Here is a 15,964-nt window from a genome sequence, read left to right as displayed (position 1 = left end):
AAGCCGGTAACATGGCCGCTGTAAACAACGGCAAAGCCATACCACAAGATGGGCAACGGCCCTCTTAGCAACAAACAGGCGCTCGAACATTTTTGTGCGCCTCCCCGACCCCCAGTGGTGCCAGAAATGGTCCGCTGCCTAACGAAGGAACGACCATGTCAGAAACACAAAAGACAGCGACCTTAACGCTTGACGGCAAGTCCTATGAGCTTCCAGTTCATACCCCGACCGAAGGCCCTGATGTTGTTGATATCCGCAAGCTTTACAGCCAAGCAGGTGTGTTCACATACGATCCAGGCTTTACCTCTACTGCCGCTTGCGACAGTGCGATCACCTATATTGATGGTGGCGAAGGCGTGCTTTTGCACCGTGGTTACGCGATTGGTGAATTGGCTGAAAAGTCACACTACCTTGAGGTTTGCTACCTATTGCTGAATGGCGAATTGCCAACAGCGGCTGAGATGGAAAAATTTGAAAGCCTTGTGACCAACCACACGATGGTTCACGAACAGATGCACAAGTTCTTCTCAGGTTTCCGCCGCGATGCGCACCCGATGGCGATTATGGTTGGTGTCGTGGGCGCTATGTCCGCGTTTTACCACGATTCCACTGACATTTCTGATCCGCACCAACGCGAAGTTGCGACCATCCGTTTGATCGCGAAAATGCCAACAATCGCTGCTATGGCCTTCAAATACACCACGGGTCAGCCATTCGTGTACCCACGCAATGATCTGGATTACGCTGCGAACTTCTTGCGCATGTGTTTCGCTGTGCCTGCTGAAGAATACGAAGTAAATCCGATCTTGGCGCGCGCTATGGATCGTATTTTCACGCTTCACGCTGACCACGAACAAAATGCATCGACGTCAACGGTGCGTCTTGCATCTTCTTCTGGCGCGAATCCATTCGCTTGTATCGCAGCTGGTATCGCCTGTCTTTGGGGCCCATCACACGGTGGTGCAAACCAAGCTTGTTTGGAAATGTTGCAAGAAATCGGTACTGTTGACCGTATTCCTGAATACATCGCCCGCGCGAAAGACAAAAACGATCCGTTCCGCTTGATGGGCTTTGGCCACCGCGTTTACAAAAACTTCGATCCACGCGCGACTGTTATGAAACAGTCTGCTGACGAAGTTCTTGATTTGCTTGGCGTCGAAGACAAACCAATCTTGCAAGTTGCGAAAGAACTGGAAAAAGCGGCCTTGGCTGATCCATATTTCGCTGAAAAGAAATTGTTCCCAAATGTCGATTTCTACTCAGGTATCATCCTAGAAGCGATGGGTTTCCCAACATCTATGTTCACACCTATCTTTGCTCTGTCCCGCACAGTTGGCTGGATTTCACAGTGGAAAGAGATGATCGAAGACCCAGCGATGAAAATCGGTCGCCCACGTCAGCTGTACACGGGCGCCACTCAGCGCGACTACACCAACGTCGAAGACCGCGATTGATCGCTTTCTTTTTGGCAAAAAATTCAAAAGACCGCTCTTTGGGCGGTCTTTTTTTGTGCTGCCCCCTGATAGCAGATCTCGGTTAACTGAATGTGCAGATATTTGAGACAGATTTAGGCAAACGCCCAATCAGGTCTCAGAATGATGAATGCTCCACTTTTTCCGCTGGCCCAGCCCTTTGACACAGCACAGATGCCCGATGTGTCTTTGACAACCATAAAATCAAACCTCAGGGATTTGGTCGATCAAGCGCAATGGGACAGGCTTCAATCGCGGTGTAACGACCTGCTGGCAGATCATCCGCAGAACGCCTTTATCTTAAGTTGCTTGGGCGTTGCGCAATTTGGCCAAGGTCACTTTCAATCCGCACGTCTCAGTTTCGAGATGACGCTGGCGCAAGATCCGCAAAACCATTTGGCAGCGATGAATCTTGCGAAAACCTGTTTGAAACTGAAAGACGCCCCTGCGGCGGTTTTCGCGGCCCAACAGGCCACGCGCATAGCTGCCCAGACCGCCGAAACCTTAGCCGCATCGCAGCGTCTTTTGGGATTGGCGCAAAGCGCTGCCCAAAACATCCCAGCGGCCATAGAGGCCTATCTGCGTGCCAATGATCATGCCCCCTGCCCGACGACATGGACCCATCTTGGCGATGCATATCGCAGTCTTGGCCAATTGGAAAAAGCCGAGCAGAGCTATGTGCAAGCCCTCACCCTAACCCCTGATTTCACCCCTGCGCACCTCGGTCTCAGCACGGTGCATCACTACACTGCCGATGATCCACATTTGGAAACCATGGTCTATTTGCTGCAACACGCCAGCACAGCAACGGCCAAACGTGATCTCAGCTTTGCATTGGCGCGTGTGTTTGAAACCTTGGGCGCTTTTGAAACCGCTTTTATCTTGCTGCATCAAGCCAATGCCCTGCGTAAATCCGAATTGGGGTATGATCCCAGCCATGACAGGCAAAGATTTGACGCGCTGCATAAATCTGCGGACCTGTTGCAAGACATCCCCCTGCGCCCCCCTGAACAGCGGGCCGAGGTGACACCAATTTTTGTCGTCGGAATGCCGCGCTCAGGCACCAGCTTGACCCAGCGTATTTTGGCGGGCCATAGCGAAATTTCAGGCGCTGGCGAATTGCCCTATGCGGCGCGCTATGGCTCTGATCTGGTTTTTGGGCGGCGTGATGTCACGCCCGAAGCTGTGCAAGAGTTTCGCGATAACTACCTGACATCCATAGCCGCGCATGCCCAAGGGGCTGCCTATGTCGTTGATAAAATGCCGCAGAATTTCAATCTCTTGGCCCTCATCATCAAAGCCATCCCCGAGGCCATAATCATTCACACGACCCGCGATGCCAAAGCGACCTGTTGGTCGAATTACAAACAGTTCTTTTCCAGTACAGGCTTGCAATATTGCTATGATTTAAACGATATCACGGCCTATTATAAAGACTATACCAACTTGATGCAGCGTTGGATGCGTGAGTTTCCAGATCGCATCATCGCGCTAGACTACGATGCGCTCACGATCGATCCCGATCGGCAAATCCCCATGTTGATCTCAGCTTTGGGGCTTGAAATGCAAAGTGCCTGTTTGCGTCCGCATGACGATCAAGGCGCAATGACCACAGCCTCTGCCGTACAAGTGCGCCAAAAAATATATGCGCAAAGTTCAGACAAATGGCGCGCATATGCGCCTTATATCACAGGAAATTTCCACGATTTGCCTGAAGGATATGTGATCCCTTAGCGGCCTTCGAATTTAGGGGCACGCTTGGCGGTAAAGGCCACAACGCCTTCGCGAAAGTCGCGGGTCTGGCCGCAGCGGCCCTGTAATTTGGCCTCTAGTGCTAGCTGTTGGGCATATGTGTTGCCTGCTGAGGCATGCAGCGCCTCTTTCGTCGCTTGATAGGCCGCCGTCGGACCTTGGGCCAAATGCGCAGCACGCGCTTGCCAATGTGCTGCGAAAAGATCGTCTTCAACGCTCTCGTAAATCATGCCCCATGCCGCGGCTTTATCGGCAGAAATAGCATCGCCGAACAAGGATGCCCCCATAGCTCGCGCCATACCAATTTGGCGCGGCAAAGCATAGGTTCCGCCTGCATCAGGCATCAAACCAATCCGAGTAAAGGCTTGGATAAAAAAGGCCCTCTCAGTTGCGATAACGACATCAGCAGCCAAAGCAAGCGAAGCGCCCGCCCCCGCAGCCACGCCATTCACAGCGGCGATGGTGGGAATTTTGCAGCTGTGCAGCGCCATCATCAGCGGTTCATATTCATCGCGCAGGGTGCGTTCCAAATCAGCAGTGCCCGCATTGACGCCATCGCCCAAGTCCTGCCCCGAACAAAACGCATCCCCTTTGCCCGTAATCACCAAGACCCGCGCCGACTTTTGCGCGATGCGAATAGCATGGGTTATTTCGGCGCGCATAACAGTATTTAAGGCATTTTTGACCTTGGGCCGATCCAAAGTGACCACCGCGATCGCCTTGTCTTCGGTATAGTGAATGGCATCATATTGCATCGGCGCGTCTTTCAAAATGTTCTAGGGTGCTCATAGCTTACGCATCTATCGCATCAAGGAAAGTCTGATCTGATGTGACTTCGGCGCTGGCGTGTTTTATTGCTTTAAAATCTTTTCAAGACGCTTGATTTCTTGGTCAGAGAGCTCATCCAACGCATCTTCGGTTTGACGTCGACGAATGAACACGGCCACCAGTCCAAGGGCGGTGAACAACATGACAGGCCCAGCGATCCATAACAAACGATTTGCGCCCAAAACCGTTGGATTTAGCAAAACATATTCGCCATAGCGGGCGACCACAAAGTCGATCACCTCAGCATCCGTATCTCCTGCAACAAGGCGTTCGCGCACCAAAATACGCAGGTCTTGTGCCAATAGCGCATTAGATTCGTCGATATTCTCATTGCGACAGACCAAACAGCGCAGGTCTTTGGAAATTTCACGCGCGCGCCCCTCAAGCACAGGATCATTTAACACCTCGCTGGGTTGCACGGCATAAGCGGGTAAAGCGCAAATGAAAGCTAGGATCAGGCCAAAGTATCTCATTCGGCAGGCACTCCTTTGAGAGGGCGCTTCGCGCGGCGCGCGCCTGCGGCCACGCGGTATCTGCGGTCTGTCAAAGACATCAAACCACCGAGCGCCATGATGATGGTGCCGCCCCAAATCCAGTTGGCCAGAGGTTTGATATAGGTGCGCACAGCCCAACCTCCGCCGTCTTGCACATCGCCGATCACCACATAAACATCGCGCAAAAACCCAGAATCGATCCCTGCTTCAGTGGTGGGCATCTGTGCAACGGGATAGTTACGCTTTTCGGGATGAAGCGTTGCGAGTTTCGTTTCGTCTTTAAACAGCGAAATATCGGCCATGGTCGTAATGTAATTTGGCCCCTGTTTGCGGGACACATTGTCCAAGACAAGGTTATAACCTGCGATTTCAAAGCTTTCGCCGATCTTCATGACGCGGATATCTTCGATGGTCCAAGCCGTCAGACCCGCGATGCCCGCGATGGTGATGCCCAAGCCGCCATGGGCCAACAAGCGCCCCCAATCAGCACGCGGCAAACGCAACAATCGCGACCAATCTCGGGTTTTACCAAGTTTGGATAAAATGTCTTGTGTGGCACCTGCAACCAGCCAAACACCCAAGCTCAGACCAATTGGCCCCAGCAAAGATTTGCCAGTCTGAATCACATAGATAAGCGCTAAGATCGCCACAGATAAAATCACGGATGGTAAGAGTTTGCGCAGTGCAGTTCCGATTTTGGCGCGCTTCCATGGCATCATCGCACCGATAGGCAGGATAACTGCGAGGGCTGTGAAAAATGGAGTGAAAGCCGCGTCAAAAAATGGCGGGCCGACAGAGAGCTTACGATCCCAAAAGGCTTCGGCAATCAACGGCCAAATGGTACCGATAAAGACCACGAAAGCGGCCACTGCCAGCAAGATGTTATTGATAATCAGTGCAGTTTCACGCGATGCGAGGGCAAAAACGCCTTTGGCTTCCATCGCGGCAGCACGCAAGGAAAACAAGATCAAGGCCCCGCCCATGAACACGCCAAGGATCATCAAGATGAACAGCCCGCGTTCGGGATCATTCGCAAAGGCATGAACCGAAGTGATCACGCCAGAGCGCACCAAGAATGTGCCGATCAAGGAAAAGCCAAAGGCAAGGATCGCCAATAAGATCGTCCAAGATTTCAAGGTTTCGCGCTTTTCCACCACGATCGCAGAATGCAGCAAGGCGGCGGCAAACAGCCATGGCATAAAGGATGCGTTTTCAACGGGATCCCAAAACCAAAAACCGCCCCAGCCGAGTTCATAATAGGCCCACCAAGACCCAAGAGCGATGCCGATTGTCAAAAAGACCCAAGCGGCCAATGTCCAAGGGCGCACCCAGCGCCCCCATGCCGCATCAACACGGCCTTCTAGAAGGGCGGCAACGGCGAAGGAAAAGGTCATGGAAAGGCCCACATACCCCAAGTACAAAAACGGCGGATGAAACGCGAGGCCAGGATCTTGCAGCAAGGGGTTCAAATCTTGGCCGTCCATAGGCGGGCGCGCCAAACGCGTGAACGGGTTCGATGTGAAAAGGGTAAAGGCCAAAAAGGCAACGCCGATTGATCCTTGGATTGCGATAACGCGCGCTTTCAAGGTGCTGGGCAGATTGCCGCCATAAACGGCAGCGGCCGCACCAAACAGCGCCAAGATCAAAATCCAAAGCAGCATAGACCCTTCGTGATTGCCCCAAACGCCTGCGATTTTATACAGCATCGGTTTCAGGGTGTGCGAATTTTCAACCACGAGTTTCACAGAAAAATCTGACAAAACAAAAGCATAGGTCAGCGCGGCAAAGGAAAAGGAGACCAGCACAAATTGCACCAAAGCCGCAGGAGCAGCGAAATCCATCAAAACGCGTCGACCAGATTGCGCCCCAATCAAAGGGACAACAGTCTGAACAATTGCGACGAAAAACGCCAATATGAGTGCAAAATGTCCAAGTTCGACCAACATGCAAGGTTCTCCCCAAACTGCAGCCACAGCGGCTGTTTTGAGAGTTGTACCCTGCTTGGCGCAGCGCGCCAATGGGATGCGCTACCATGTCGCAAAGAAGTGAGGCCAAACATGCAAGAAAGGAGGCCAATTGCCCCCTTTCTCACTGCCTCACCCCATCTTTTGGTACTGTGCTATACGGGTGTCACAGCACCAAAAGAACCCCTAGAGACAGCATTACTGCGCCCAAAACTGGCACCAAAAAGCTCATTCCATGAAAGCCAAATGACCCTTGGATCACAGCGAAATGCAACACTGCGCCAGCCATGAGCAAAGACAGGAAGAAAAACAAAACCGCAGCTTCAAGCCCCCAGTCAACGCTCATGCGCAGCTGTATGGCCCACCACCAGCCAAGTGTCAGGCCCAGCCCCGCCCAACTAAAGGACATGCCCAAAGCCAAAGGCGTGGCGCGCACTTGCCAAAGCCACAGAAAAGTGCCTGAGATTAATAAAGCCAAGATAGACACTGCCCCGTGGCCTACCAAAACCATTTGCGCGGGCCCCAAGGACAGCATGCCAGCAAGGGCGATGATCAAGATCACGCTGTATAAAGTCAGTGCTTGTTTCATTGTTTCAACATCTCCTTAACGGCCGCATCCAAGGCTTGCGCTGCGTCTTGGTTGCGACTTACAGCCCGTGCCAACGCATTCCCTGCAAGGAAATCCAGCAGCGCAGTTTTGCAGGCTGTCATATGTTTTTTCAGACATGTGATCATGAGTTTCACACCCCTCGCGGCAAGCGTTCGCGGATCATCGTCGTCATCTCGATCAAGATCTGCGAATTTTTGTCCAGAACAGCCCGTGTGGCCTGATCTTTTTGTAAGTCTCTGTATAAAAGGAAAAAAACCATGATAGCCCAAGGCCCGTGATCCGACAGAGCATTGATCAGCGCGTCACTCATCATGTTTACCCCTCCATGCCATCAGTGCTGGATTTTCTGCATCAAAGCCAAGAACATCACTGTCAGCCATCTGCCTAAGCGAGCTCGATGGCCCCGCCACATAGGGGCTTTGGCCAATCGGTTTGGCTTGTGCCGATGCGCCCGCTTCTAAGGCGCGCAGGGCCTCCAAGGATCGGATATTCGCCGTCACGATTGGCGCTTGAGCAACGGTTGCTGCAATAGAGCGTTGAAAATCTTGCCCAGAGGCCTGATAGCGCGCACCGAAATAAAAGCTGACAATCGCCCCCATGAGCCACCACAAGGGTTCTGGGATCAGCGCGATCCCTTGCATACGGCTGGCAAACCAGATCGGATTGACCATCGCCGTGACGCAAAGCCCGATGGTGCCAAAGGCCATCAAAGGGCGCGGAATGCGGTTGAGACCATCCATAAACCGATCAAAGCGCCCTGTGCGTGCAATGGCGAATTCTTTGGCGAATTGATCCATTGCAGCAGCGCGCAACTGGGTTTCGCGTGCAGACCCATTTTCCGCATTTTCTAAAAACACTTCAGCTGTTTCTTTGATCACATTTCGCGAACCGCCGAATACAAGCTGTGCCAGTGAAGAAACTATCCCCATGACGCCACCCGCGCTGCATGTTCCGCATCGGTTAAATGATAGCGGCGAGAGATGAATTCTTCGGCCCGCGTAATCCAGCCACCTTTGCCCCCATCGCGGCGGCGCGCATATTTGCGACTTTTGGGGCGCTTATCCGCCAAAGCGTAGTAATAATTGCGCCGTGCAATGCCAAAGGCGTCATTCAGGTGATCGGGTGCAAGGGATTGCGCAATCATGCAGGCTTCAATGGTCTGCTGGCCAATGACGCCATCGACCACGATGCGTTGCCCCATATCGACCAAAAGCCGTTGCAAAATGCGCACCGCATTCGATCCTGCATTCACATACATATCAAACACGCTGGCGTGCAGAACTTTCGGTAATTCATCAATGCGTGGTCCATTGAAATAATGGTCCACAAAGATGTCGCAAGCTTGTTCTTTGCTGATCAGCCGCACATCCGCTGAGGTAACACGGCCGTCACCATCATTGTCGATGCCTAGCCTGCGCAAGGTGCCAATCGTGACACCAAATTTGGTTGCCCCGCCCAGATCATCAGGATCATCAACGTAACCGCCCTCACGAGCGATAATTTCATTCGCTATGTCTTGTATCGTTTTCATATGCCCAAACCCACCAATTTGATGAGTTCAGGCTGACTGAAAATAGTTAACGCTGCCGGACCAGAGCGTTCGGCAGCGCTCTATTCAGGATCAGCTGAGGGTTGAAAAACCCCTTGGTCTTTCAGCGCATCCACGACTTCTTTTGGCATGTAAGTTTCGTCATGTTTGGCCAAAATTTCTGAGGCAACAAAGACACCATCTTGCAGTGTGCCTGTGCCGATCATGCCTTGATTTTCTTCAAATAAATCAGGCAAAACCCCCGTAAATCTCACGGGTATATCTGTGGTTGTATCGGTCACGCTAAAGGTTACAGCAGTGCCCGTTCCACGGACCAAACTGCCCTCAAGCACCAAGCCGCCAATGCGAAACACCTCGCCTTTGCGGGGCGGATCTTCCACAACTTGCGTGGGGGATCTAAAGAGGTTGATTCCATCTTTAAAGGCAAAACCAATCAAAGCAGTCGCAAGCACAAGCGCCACGACAGCCACGGAAATGATCTGAATGCGACGTTGTTTTTTCAAACTTTTCATTGGAGACCCTCGACAATTACGCGCAAGATTTACGGATAGACAGGTGCCAAAGTCAGCCCTGTGACTTCATCCAAGCCCAACATCAAATTGGCATTTTGCAGCGCTTGGCCTGATGATCCTTTGGTCAAATTGTCCAAAGCGGCTATCACAATAGCGCGTCCAGTGCGACGATCTGCGACCACTCCGATATGGCAGTAATTGGAGGCGCGCACATGTTTCAGCGCAGGCACTTCCCCCATGGGCAGCACTTCGATGAAAGATTCGTCTTTATATTGCGCCACCAAAGTCTCATGGATCACTTGCGCATCGCCTTTGACATAGGCCGTGGCCAAAATACCGTGCGTGGCGGGAATCAAATGCGGTGTGAATTGAATTTCAACAGGGCGCCCCGCAATTTTGGAAAACTCTTGATCAAACTCGCCCAAGTGACGGTGTTTGCCTCCAACAGAATAGCCAAAGGCATTGTCGTGCAATTCGCCAAACAAAAAAGGTTCTTTCAATGACCGCCCTGCGCCAGAGACACCGACTTTGAGATCCAAAATAATGTCATCAAGATCAATCACATCCGCGCCGATAAGCGGACGTAGGATGAATTGACCTGTCGCAGCGTTGCAGCCAGTCCCAGCCACAAGCCGCGCTGATTTGATTTCGTCGCGGTAAAATTCGGTCAGGCCATATACAGCTTCTTTTTGCATCTCTATGGCAGAATGGGGCTGCCCATACCATTTCGCATAGCTTTCAGGGTCACGCAGACGGAAATCAGCCGACAGATCGACGATTTTCAAATCTGTTGGCAGTTTCGAAATAACAGCCTGTGATGTGGCATGGGGCAAGGCACAAAAAGCCAGATCAACATCTGCAAAGTTGATATCGTCAATTTTACAAAGCGCAGGCAAATCAAGATGACGCAGATGCGGATAGACCTCAGACATCGCCATGCCCGCTTTGCGGTCGCCAGACAGGGCCACGATATCCATCATAGGATGGGTGGAAATCAAACGAACAAGTTCAGCACCCGTATAGCCAGAGGCACCGAGAATAGCGATTTTATAGGTCATGTGGTCTCTCTTTGATCCAATATAAGGCCCAGCCTTATGCCAATGCGCCCTATGTAAGGACAGTCACAGCAAAGCGCAATTGCGGGCCACGCGTCACTTTGATCACGCGTTTTGAAATTCAACCTTGCGCTTCAAAAAACGCGTCGCACCGCGGCTGACTTTTGCAGGGTCTCCCGTGGTCAAAAACAAACGCTGCGTGCCTTTCCCAACCATTTCGGGGCGTCGGTCCAGATAGTCGGCCAAGCTTTCGGCAACCAGATTGGCCTGTGAGAATACTTTTACATCCGCGCCCAAAGCGTCTTGGAATTCGCTTTCCATAATAGGGTAATGCGTGCAGCCCAAAATCGCCGCATCAGGTTTGGGCAACTTGCGTTTGAGTGCATCGACATGGCTGCGCACCAATGCATCGGCCAAAATCATATCGCCATCTTCGATCGCATCCACGACCCCGCCGCAGGCTTGCGCTTCGACATCGACACCGATTGCCCGAAAGGCCAATTCGCGCTGAAACGCACGCGATGCCACGGTGGCAGGTGTGGCAAACAAAGCAACGGATTTAACAGCCACCTCAGTGGGGGGCGAATTGTCACCCCAATTGCGTTCAGTCAGGGCTTCGATCAGCGGCACGAAAACGCCCAAGACGCGCTTGTCATTCGGAATCCAGCTTTCCTGCATCCGACGTAAAGCCGCAGCTGAGGCAGTATTGCACGCCAAAATCACCAAATCACAGCCCGCGTCCCAAAGGCGTTCGACAGCTTTCGTTGTGAGCTCGTAAATGTCATCCGCATCGCGCACACCATATGGGGCATGTGCGTTATCGCCGAAATAGACCAATGGCACATCGGGCAAGCGCTTATTTACCGCGTCATAAACCGTTAAACCACCAAGACCACTGTCAAAAATACCAACTGCCATATCAAAACTGGTCCTTTAGACCCCTGCGCGAAGCTGTCTTCGCTTTTGTTATATCTGCGTGACAACGTCATCTCCTTGACCGCCTTCGTCAAGGGGGTGCGGCGACATGCATCGCGATTGTGACAGGAAAAACGCCCCCAATTTCAATGATTTTGACAGGTCATTTCAGCGCTAAAGGCAGCAAAACGCGCAAGGATCGATCAAATCAGAAAAATCTTAGTGAAACCTATGCAAATATGCCATTCTTCCCTTGCGCATCCCGTGCAAAACCCGTCACAGAGCGCAAAATCCTCGCTTTTAGGTGAGTTGCACTTATATTGTCAGAGGAAGAGGAAAAAGGTTTCGGGTATGGATTGGGACAAGTTACGCATTTTTCATGCAGTTGCAGATGCAGGATCACTCACACATGCAGGCGATACGCTGCACCTAAGTCAATCCGCCGTTTCGCGCCAGATACGTGCGCTCGAAGAATCGCTTAGCACGACATTGTTTCACCGCCATGCGCGTGGTCTTATTCTAACCGAACAAGGTGAATTGCTATTTGACGCAACCCGCGCCATGGCAAAGCGCCTTGATGCAGCCGCAGCCCGCATTAAAGACAGCGAAGAAGAAGTCTACGGCGAACTGCGCGTCACAACCGCCACGGGGTTTGGCACGCTTTGGCTGGCACCACGCCTGAGCAAGCTTTACGATAAATATCCAGACCTAACGATTGATCTCATGCTAGAAGAACGCGTGTTGGATTTGCCTATGCGCGAAGCCGATGTGGCCATCCGCATGAAAGAGCCGTCACAAGCAGATTTGATCCGCAAACGCTTGATGAACATTCGTATGCGTATGTTCGCCACACAAAGCTATTTGGATAAATACGGCACACCAAAAGATCTTGACGATTTGGGCGACCACCGCCTGATCTCGCAAAACCCTTCATCCGCACAAGTGGCAGCAGGCGCAAGCTTGACGCACGAACTAACCGAACACACTGCCAAATCACGTTTGTTCGTAAACAACTACTTTGGCGTCTTGCAAGCAGTGCTCAATGATCTTGGAATCGGTGTTTTGCCAGATTACTTGGTCGATAGCGCGCCACGGTTGGTGCGTATCTTGGAGGATGTAGAAAGCAACGAAGTACCTGTTTTCTTGGCCTACCCCGAAGAGCTGCGCCATTCTAAGCGTATCGAAGTGTTCCGCGATTTCGTAACCTCAGAAATCACAGATTATCGTCGCCGCTTGCGTGATGACAGCTAGCAAGCGCCCCAGCTTGACGTTTTGCAAATAGATTAAGTGCCGCGCCACCCGCGCGATACACAAAGACGCGTGGCGCGCCTTGTCATTCGAATCTCACTATATACCGCCACCGATATGCAATATGCGCATAGCGGCTTTGCGCCTATTTTAACAGTTCGCCCTTGAAGGATTCACAAAGCGCACATAAATCAGTCATCGAAGCGGCTGATAGAGGAAACTCTTAGCAGCTTCACCTCCCTGTTGGACTTGGGCCGAGCTTATGCTCGGCCTTTTTTTTCACTTGATGTATGCACCCCTGCCGAATTCCTCTCCGCTCAAAGCGCCCTAGCCGCAGATTCGCGCGATTATCTTTCATATAGGCGTAAAATGCATCGCTTCAGGCAGATTCCCTGCATCTGCCCTCTTTCCCAAAGGCCAGCGATAGCCTAAGAGAACGCCTGACTGAGACATGCTTTAGCGCAAGTACAAGTGATGCACTGCGCAAGGCTCTGATCACCTTTTGGGGGACTTTCCATGACCGATCCGAAAATTACCGATGATTTGATTGCCGCACATGGCCTGAACGGCGAAGAATATGCGCGAATCTTAGAAATCATGGGCCGCGAGCCGACCTACACCGAGCTCGGCATTTTCTCGGCCATGTGGAATGAACATTGTTCCTACAAATCCTCCAAGAAACATCTGCGCGGCCTGCCTGTCGATGGCCCCCAAGTGATCTGCGGTCCAGGCGAAAACGCAGGCATCGTTGATATCGGCGATGGTCAATGCGTTGTGTTCAAAATGGAAAGCCACAACCACCCCTCTTACATTGAACCATACCAAGGTGCTGCGACTGGCGTTGGCGGCATTTTGCGCGATGTGTTTACCATGGGCGCGCGTCCGATCGCGGCGATGAACTCATTGTCCTTTGGCGTCAAAGAGCACCACAAAACTAAGCAGTTGGTTCACGGTGTTGTCGAAGGTGTGGGCGGCTACGGCAACTGTTTCGGCGTGCCGACTGTTGGCGGCGAAGTGCGTTTCCACTCTGCTTACAATGGCAACTGCCTTGTGAACGCTTTTGCAGCTGGCTTGGCGGACACCGACAAGATTTTCTACTCAGCCGCTTCTGGTGTGGGCATGCCTGTAGTCTACTTGGGCGCGAAAACAGGTCGTGATGGCGTGGGCGGGGCAACTATGGCCTCAGCTGAATTCGACGACACAATCGAAGAAAAACGCCCCACAGTGCAAGTCGGTGACCCCTTCACCGAAAAGCGCTTGATGGAAGCCACATTGGAATTGATGGCCACAGGCGCTGTGATTTCGATCCAAGACATGGGCGCCGCTGGATTGACCTGTTCTGCCGTTGAAATGGGGGACAAAGGCAAATTGGGCGTGCGTCTTGATCTTGAAAACGTGCCGCAGCGCGAACTCAACATGACCGCCTATGAAATGATGCTGTCAGAATCTCAAGAACGCATGTTGATGGTGCTCAAACCAGAACTTGAAGCCGAAGCGCGCGCTGTGTTTGAAAAATGGGATCTGGATTTTGCCATCGTTGGTGAAACCCTTGAAGAAGATCGCTTTTTGATCATGCATAACGGCGAAGTCAAAGGTGACTTGCCTTTGTCGACACTTGCCTCATCAGCTCCAGAATACGATCGCCCATGGGTGCCAACACCTGCGGCAGAACCTTTGGCGGATGTTCCTAGCATTGATCCAATCGACGGCTTGAAAGCCCTGCTTGCATCGCCAAACTACGCAAATAAATCATGGGTGTATGAGCAATACGACAGCCAAGTCATGGGCGACACTGTGCGCACACCTGGCCTTGGCGCGGGCGTGATCCGCGTGCATGACACGCCAAAAATGCTGGCCTTCACATCGGATGTGACGCCGCGCTACGTCAAAGCCAACCCTGTTGAAGGCGGCAAACAAGCCGTGGCCGAAGCCTACCGCAACCTCACAGCCGTCGGGGCGAAACCACTGGCCACGACCGACAACCTGAACTTCGGCAACCCTGAAAAGCCTGAAATCATGGGCCAATTCGTGGGCGCCCTGCAGGGTATCGGCGAAGCCGTGAAATTCCTAGATATGCCCATCGTGTCTGGCAACGTGTCCTTGTACAATGAAACCGATGGCGTTGGTATTTTGCCAACCCCCACCATCGGCGCTGTTGGCCTGATTGCAAATGAAGATGAATTGATCGCAGGTCTGGCAAATGACGGCGATCTGGCCGTTGTGATTGGCGGCACAGGCACGCATCTGGGTCAATCTGCTTTGCTGGCCGAAGTGTTCAACCGCGAAGACGGCGATGCGCCCCATGTCGATCTGGCCCTCGAACAGCTCAACGGTGAATTCCTTAAAGCCAACCGGAGCTTGATCAATGCGGCCACAGATTTGTCAGATGGTGGTCTGGCTTTGGCGGCATTCGAACTGGCAGACAAAGCTGGCCTTGGCCTTACATTGGACAGCGGTGACACGGCTGAATTGTTTGGCGAAGATCAAGCGCGCTACCTTGTGGCCTGTTCTTTCGATCAAGCCGAAGCGCTCATGGTTGCAGCGGGTCAAGCGGGCGTCACACTAACAACCGTTGGTAAGTTCGGCGGTGACACGGTGAAACTTGGCGGATCAGATGCACCACTTGCGACCCTCAGCGCAGTCTTCAACGGCACATTCGCTGAAACCTTCGCCTAAACTGTCATCTAAGATACATCCTATAGGCCCGCGCAATCGTGCGGGCCTTATGCATTTACAGCCCAGAGCACCCCAAAACAGCCAAGGACGGATCTATGGATATTCCCCAGCTCACTTCCGATTGCAGCCAATGCGCTGGACTTTGCTGTATCGGGCTGTCATTTCAACAAGGCGATGACTTTGCCATCGACAAACCTTCAGGCACGCCCTGCCCCAACCTTGATCAATCGCATCGCTGCAAAATCCATGCCGACTTAAAAGATAAAGGTTTCGAAGGCTGCATCAAATTCGATTGCGCAGGGGCTGGTCAAAGGGTCACGCAAATGCGGTTTAACGGTGAAACATGGCAAGACCACCCCGAATTGATCTTTGCCATGATGCGCGATTTCGAAAACCTACGCCCCTTGCATGAACGGTTGCAACAATTGGTCGAAGCTGGTGCGAAATCACTCCCAGATGCGCTGGAATCAGAACGCATTGCCCTGATTGCGCGCACATCGCGCGTTTGGGCCGATACCGATAGTTTGCGCAAGCGGTTCAACACATTTTTAAAAGCCGTGGCAAAAACACAGACATCTTAATCACGACTGCACCTTGCAGGCACGCGCGCAGCGTCTTACATTTCCCCTAACACCGATCCCTTGAAGGAGCGCCTAATGGCCATCACTGCCGCAGATATCGAAACCCTAATCCGCACAGCTTTTCCTGACGCATCAATTGTCGTGCAAGGCGATGACGGACAACATTTCGCAGCCGAAGTGATTGATGAAAGCTTTCGCGGCAAAAACCGCGTACAACAACAGCGTGCGGTCAACGCAGCTTTGAAAGCCGAAATTGATAGCGGCAATCTGCACGCTTTGGCGCTGTCTACACGCGCCCCCGAATAATA

Annotated in this window: 17 protein-coding genes; 6 read left to right on the top strand and 11 right to left on the bottom strand. The window is 52.3% G+C overall.

All coding sequences use genetic code 11. The features are described from left to right. The first annotated feature begins 155 nt into the window (after nucleotides 1-155). A complete protein-coding gene (gene gltA, locus EDD53_RS01465) occupies nucleotides 156-1,454 on the top strand; it encodes a citrate synthase (protein WP_123791427.1) in 1,299 nt (432 codons plus the stop codon). A gap of 144 nt (nucleotides 1,455-1,598) precedes the next feature. Then, entirely contained in the window at nucleotides 1,599-3,206 is a 1,608-nt protein-coding gene (locus EDD53_RS01460; RefSeq protein WP_170162655.1) for a tetratricopeptide repeat-containing sulfotransferase family protein, read from the top strand. Here EDD53_RS01460 and EDD53_RS01455 read toward each other — a convergent pair. The 11 genes from EDD53_RS01455 to murI all read right to left on the bottom strand — a co-directional run bounded on the left by EDD53_RS01455 (nucleotide 3,203) and on the right by murI (nucleotide 11,154). Next, nucleotides 3,203-3,979 (bottom strand): enoyl-CoA hydratase-related protein, encoded by a 777-nt coding sequence (locus EDD53_RS01455; RefSeq protein ID WP_123791425.1) that lies wholly within the window; start codon nucleotides 3,977-3,979, stop codon nucleotides 3,203-3,205. The two genes, EDD53_RS01460 and EDD53_RS01455, sit on opposite strands and share 4 nt — an antisense overlap. A gap of 96 nt (nucleotides 3,980-4,075) precedes the next feature. Then, a complete protein-coding gene (locus tag EDD53_RS01450) occupies nucleotides 4,076-4,525 on the bottom strand; it encodes a cytochrome c-type biogenesis protein (protein ID WP_123791424.1) in 450 nt (149 codons plus the stop codon). Next, nucleotides 4,522-6,492: a heme lyase CcmF/NrfE family subunit gene (locus EDD53_RS01445; protein WP_123791423.1), complete on the bottom strand. Its 1,971-nt coding sequence runs from the start codon at nucleotides 6,490-6,492 to the stop codon at nucleotides 4,522-4,524. The genes EDD53_RS01450 and EDD53_RS01445 overlap by 4 nt, the downstream gene beginning before the upstream one ends. Before the next feature lie 184 nt (nucleotides 6,493-6,676). Beyond that, nucleotides 6,677-7,099, bottom strand: a complete 423-nt coding sequence (locus EDD53_RS01440; protein ID WP_123791422.1) for a hypothetical protein — start codon at nucleotides 7,097-7,099, stop codon at nucleotides 6,677-6,679. Continuing rightward, a complete protein-coding gene (locus EDD53_RS15020; protein ID WP_281277918.1) occupies nucleotides 7,096-7,221 on the bottom strand; it encodes a hypothetical protein in 126 nt (41 codons plus the stop codon). Before EDD53_RS15020 ends, EDD53_RS01440 begins: the two co-directional genes overlap by 4 nt. A gap of 29 nt (nucleotides 7,222-7,250) precedes the next feature. Beyond that, nucleotides 7,251-7,430, bottom strand: a complete 180-nt coding sequence (locus EDD53_RS01435; protein ID WP_246002135.1) for a hypothetical protein — start codon at nucleotides 7,428-7,430, stop codon at nucleotides 7,251-7,253. Further along, nucleotides 7,423-8,049, bottom strand: a complete 627-nt coding sequence (locus EDD53_RS01430; protein ID WP_123791420.1) for a holin family protein — start codon at nucleotides 8,047-8,049, stop codon at nucleotides 7,423-7,425. The genes EDD53_RS01435 and EDD53_RS01430 overlap by 8 nt, the downstream gene beginning before the upstream one ends. Beyond that, nucleotides 8,040-8,651: a holin-associated N-acetylmuramidase gene (locus EDD53_RS01425; protein ID WP_123791419.1), complete on the bottom strand. Its 612-nt coding sequence runs from the start codon at nucleotides 8,649-8,651 to the stop codon at nucleotides 8,040-8,042. Before EDD53_RS01425 ends, EDD53_RS01430 begins: the two co-directional genes overlap by 10 nt. An 80-nt stretch (nucleotides 8,652-8,731) precedes the next feature. Further along, complete coding sequence (ccmE, locus tag EDD53_RS01420) at nucleotides 8,732-9,181, bottom strand: cytochrome c maturation protein CcmE (protein ID WP_123791418.1); 450 nt, start codon at nucleotides 9,179-9,181, stop codon at nucleotides 8,732-8,734. Nucleotides 9,182-9,210: 29 nt separating this feature from the next. Beyond that, nucleotides 9,211-10,239 (bottom strand): N-acetyl-gamma-glutamyl-phosphate reductase, encoded by a 1,029-nt coding sequence (argC, locus tag EDD53_RS01415; protein WP_123791417.1) that lies wholly within the window; start codon nucleotides 10,237-10,239, stop codon nucleotides 9,211-9,213. 102 nt (nucleotides 10,240-10,341) lie between these two features. Continuing rightward, nucleotides 10,342-11,154: a glutamate racemase gene (gene murI / locus EDD53_RS01410; protein ID WP_123791416.1), complete on the bottom strand. Its 813-nt coding sequence runs from the start codon at nucleotides 11,152-11,154 to the stop codon at nucleotides 10,342-10,344. Nucleotides 11,155-11,502: 348 nt separating this feature from the next. On the opposite strand from murI, the gene EDD53_RS01405 reads away from it, so the two are divergent. The 4 genes from EDD53_RS01405 to EDD53_RS01390 all read left to right on the top strand — a co-directional run bounded on the left by EDD53_RS01405 (nucleotide 11,503) and on the right by EDD53_RS01390 (nucleotide 15,962). Further along, nucleotides 11,503-12,402, top strand: coding sequence for a LysR family transcriptional regulator (locus tag EDD53_RS01405; protein ID WP_123791415.1), 900 nt, complete (start codon nucleotides 11,503-11,505; stop codon nucleotides 12,400-12,402). Between the two features lie 513 nt (nucleotides 12,403-12,915). Beyond that, nucleotides 12,916-15,075 (top strand): phosphoribosylformylglycinamidine synthase subunit PurL, encoded by a 2,160-nt coding sequence (gene purL, locus EDD53_RS01400; protein WP_123791414.1) that lies wholly within the window; start codon nucleotides 12,916-12,918, stop codon nucleotides 15,073-15,075. A 95-nt stretch (nucleotides 15,076-15,170) separates the two neighbouring features. Beyond that, nucleotides 15,171-15,656 carry a hypothetical protein gene (locus EDD53_RS01395; RefSeq protein WP_123791413.1) on the top strand — a complete coding sequence of 162 codons (486 nt, stop codon included), beginning with the start codon at nucleotides 15,171-15,173 and terminating at the stop codon, nucleotides 15,654-15,656. A gap of 75 nt (nucleotides 15,657-15,731) precedes the next feature. Then, a complete protein-coding gene (locus EDD53_RS01390) occupies nucleotides 15,732-15,962 on the top strand; it encodes a BolA/IbaG family iron-sulfur metabolism protein (protein ID WP_123791412.1) in 231 nt (76 codons plus the stop codon). Nucleotides 15,963-15,964 lie beyond the last annotated feature (2 nt).

It is taken from the genome of Pacificibacter maritimus, from assembly GCF_003814915.1.
Lineage (GTDB): Bacteria > Pseudomonadota > Alphaproteobacteria > Rhodobacterales > Rhodobacteraceae > Celeribacter > Celeribacter maritimus.
The sequence above is the reverse complement of the archived record's forward strand: the minus strand, read 5'-3'. Positions and strand labels throughout refer to the sequence as shown.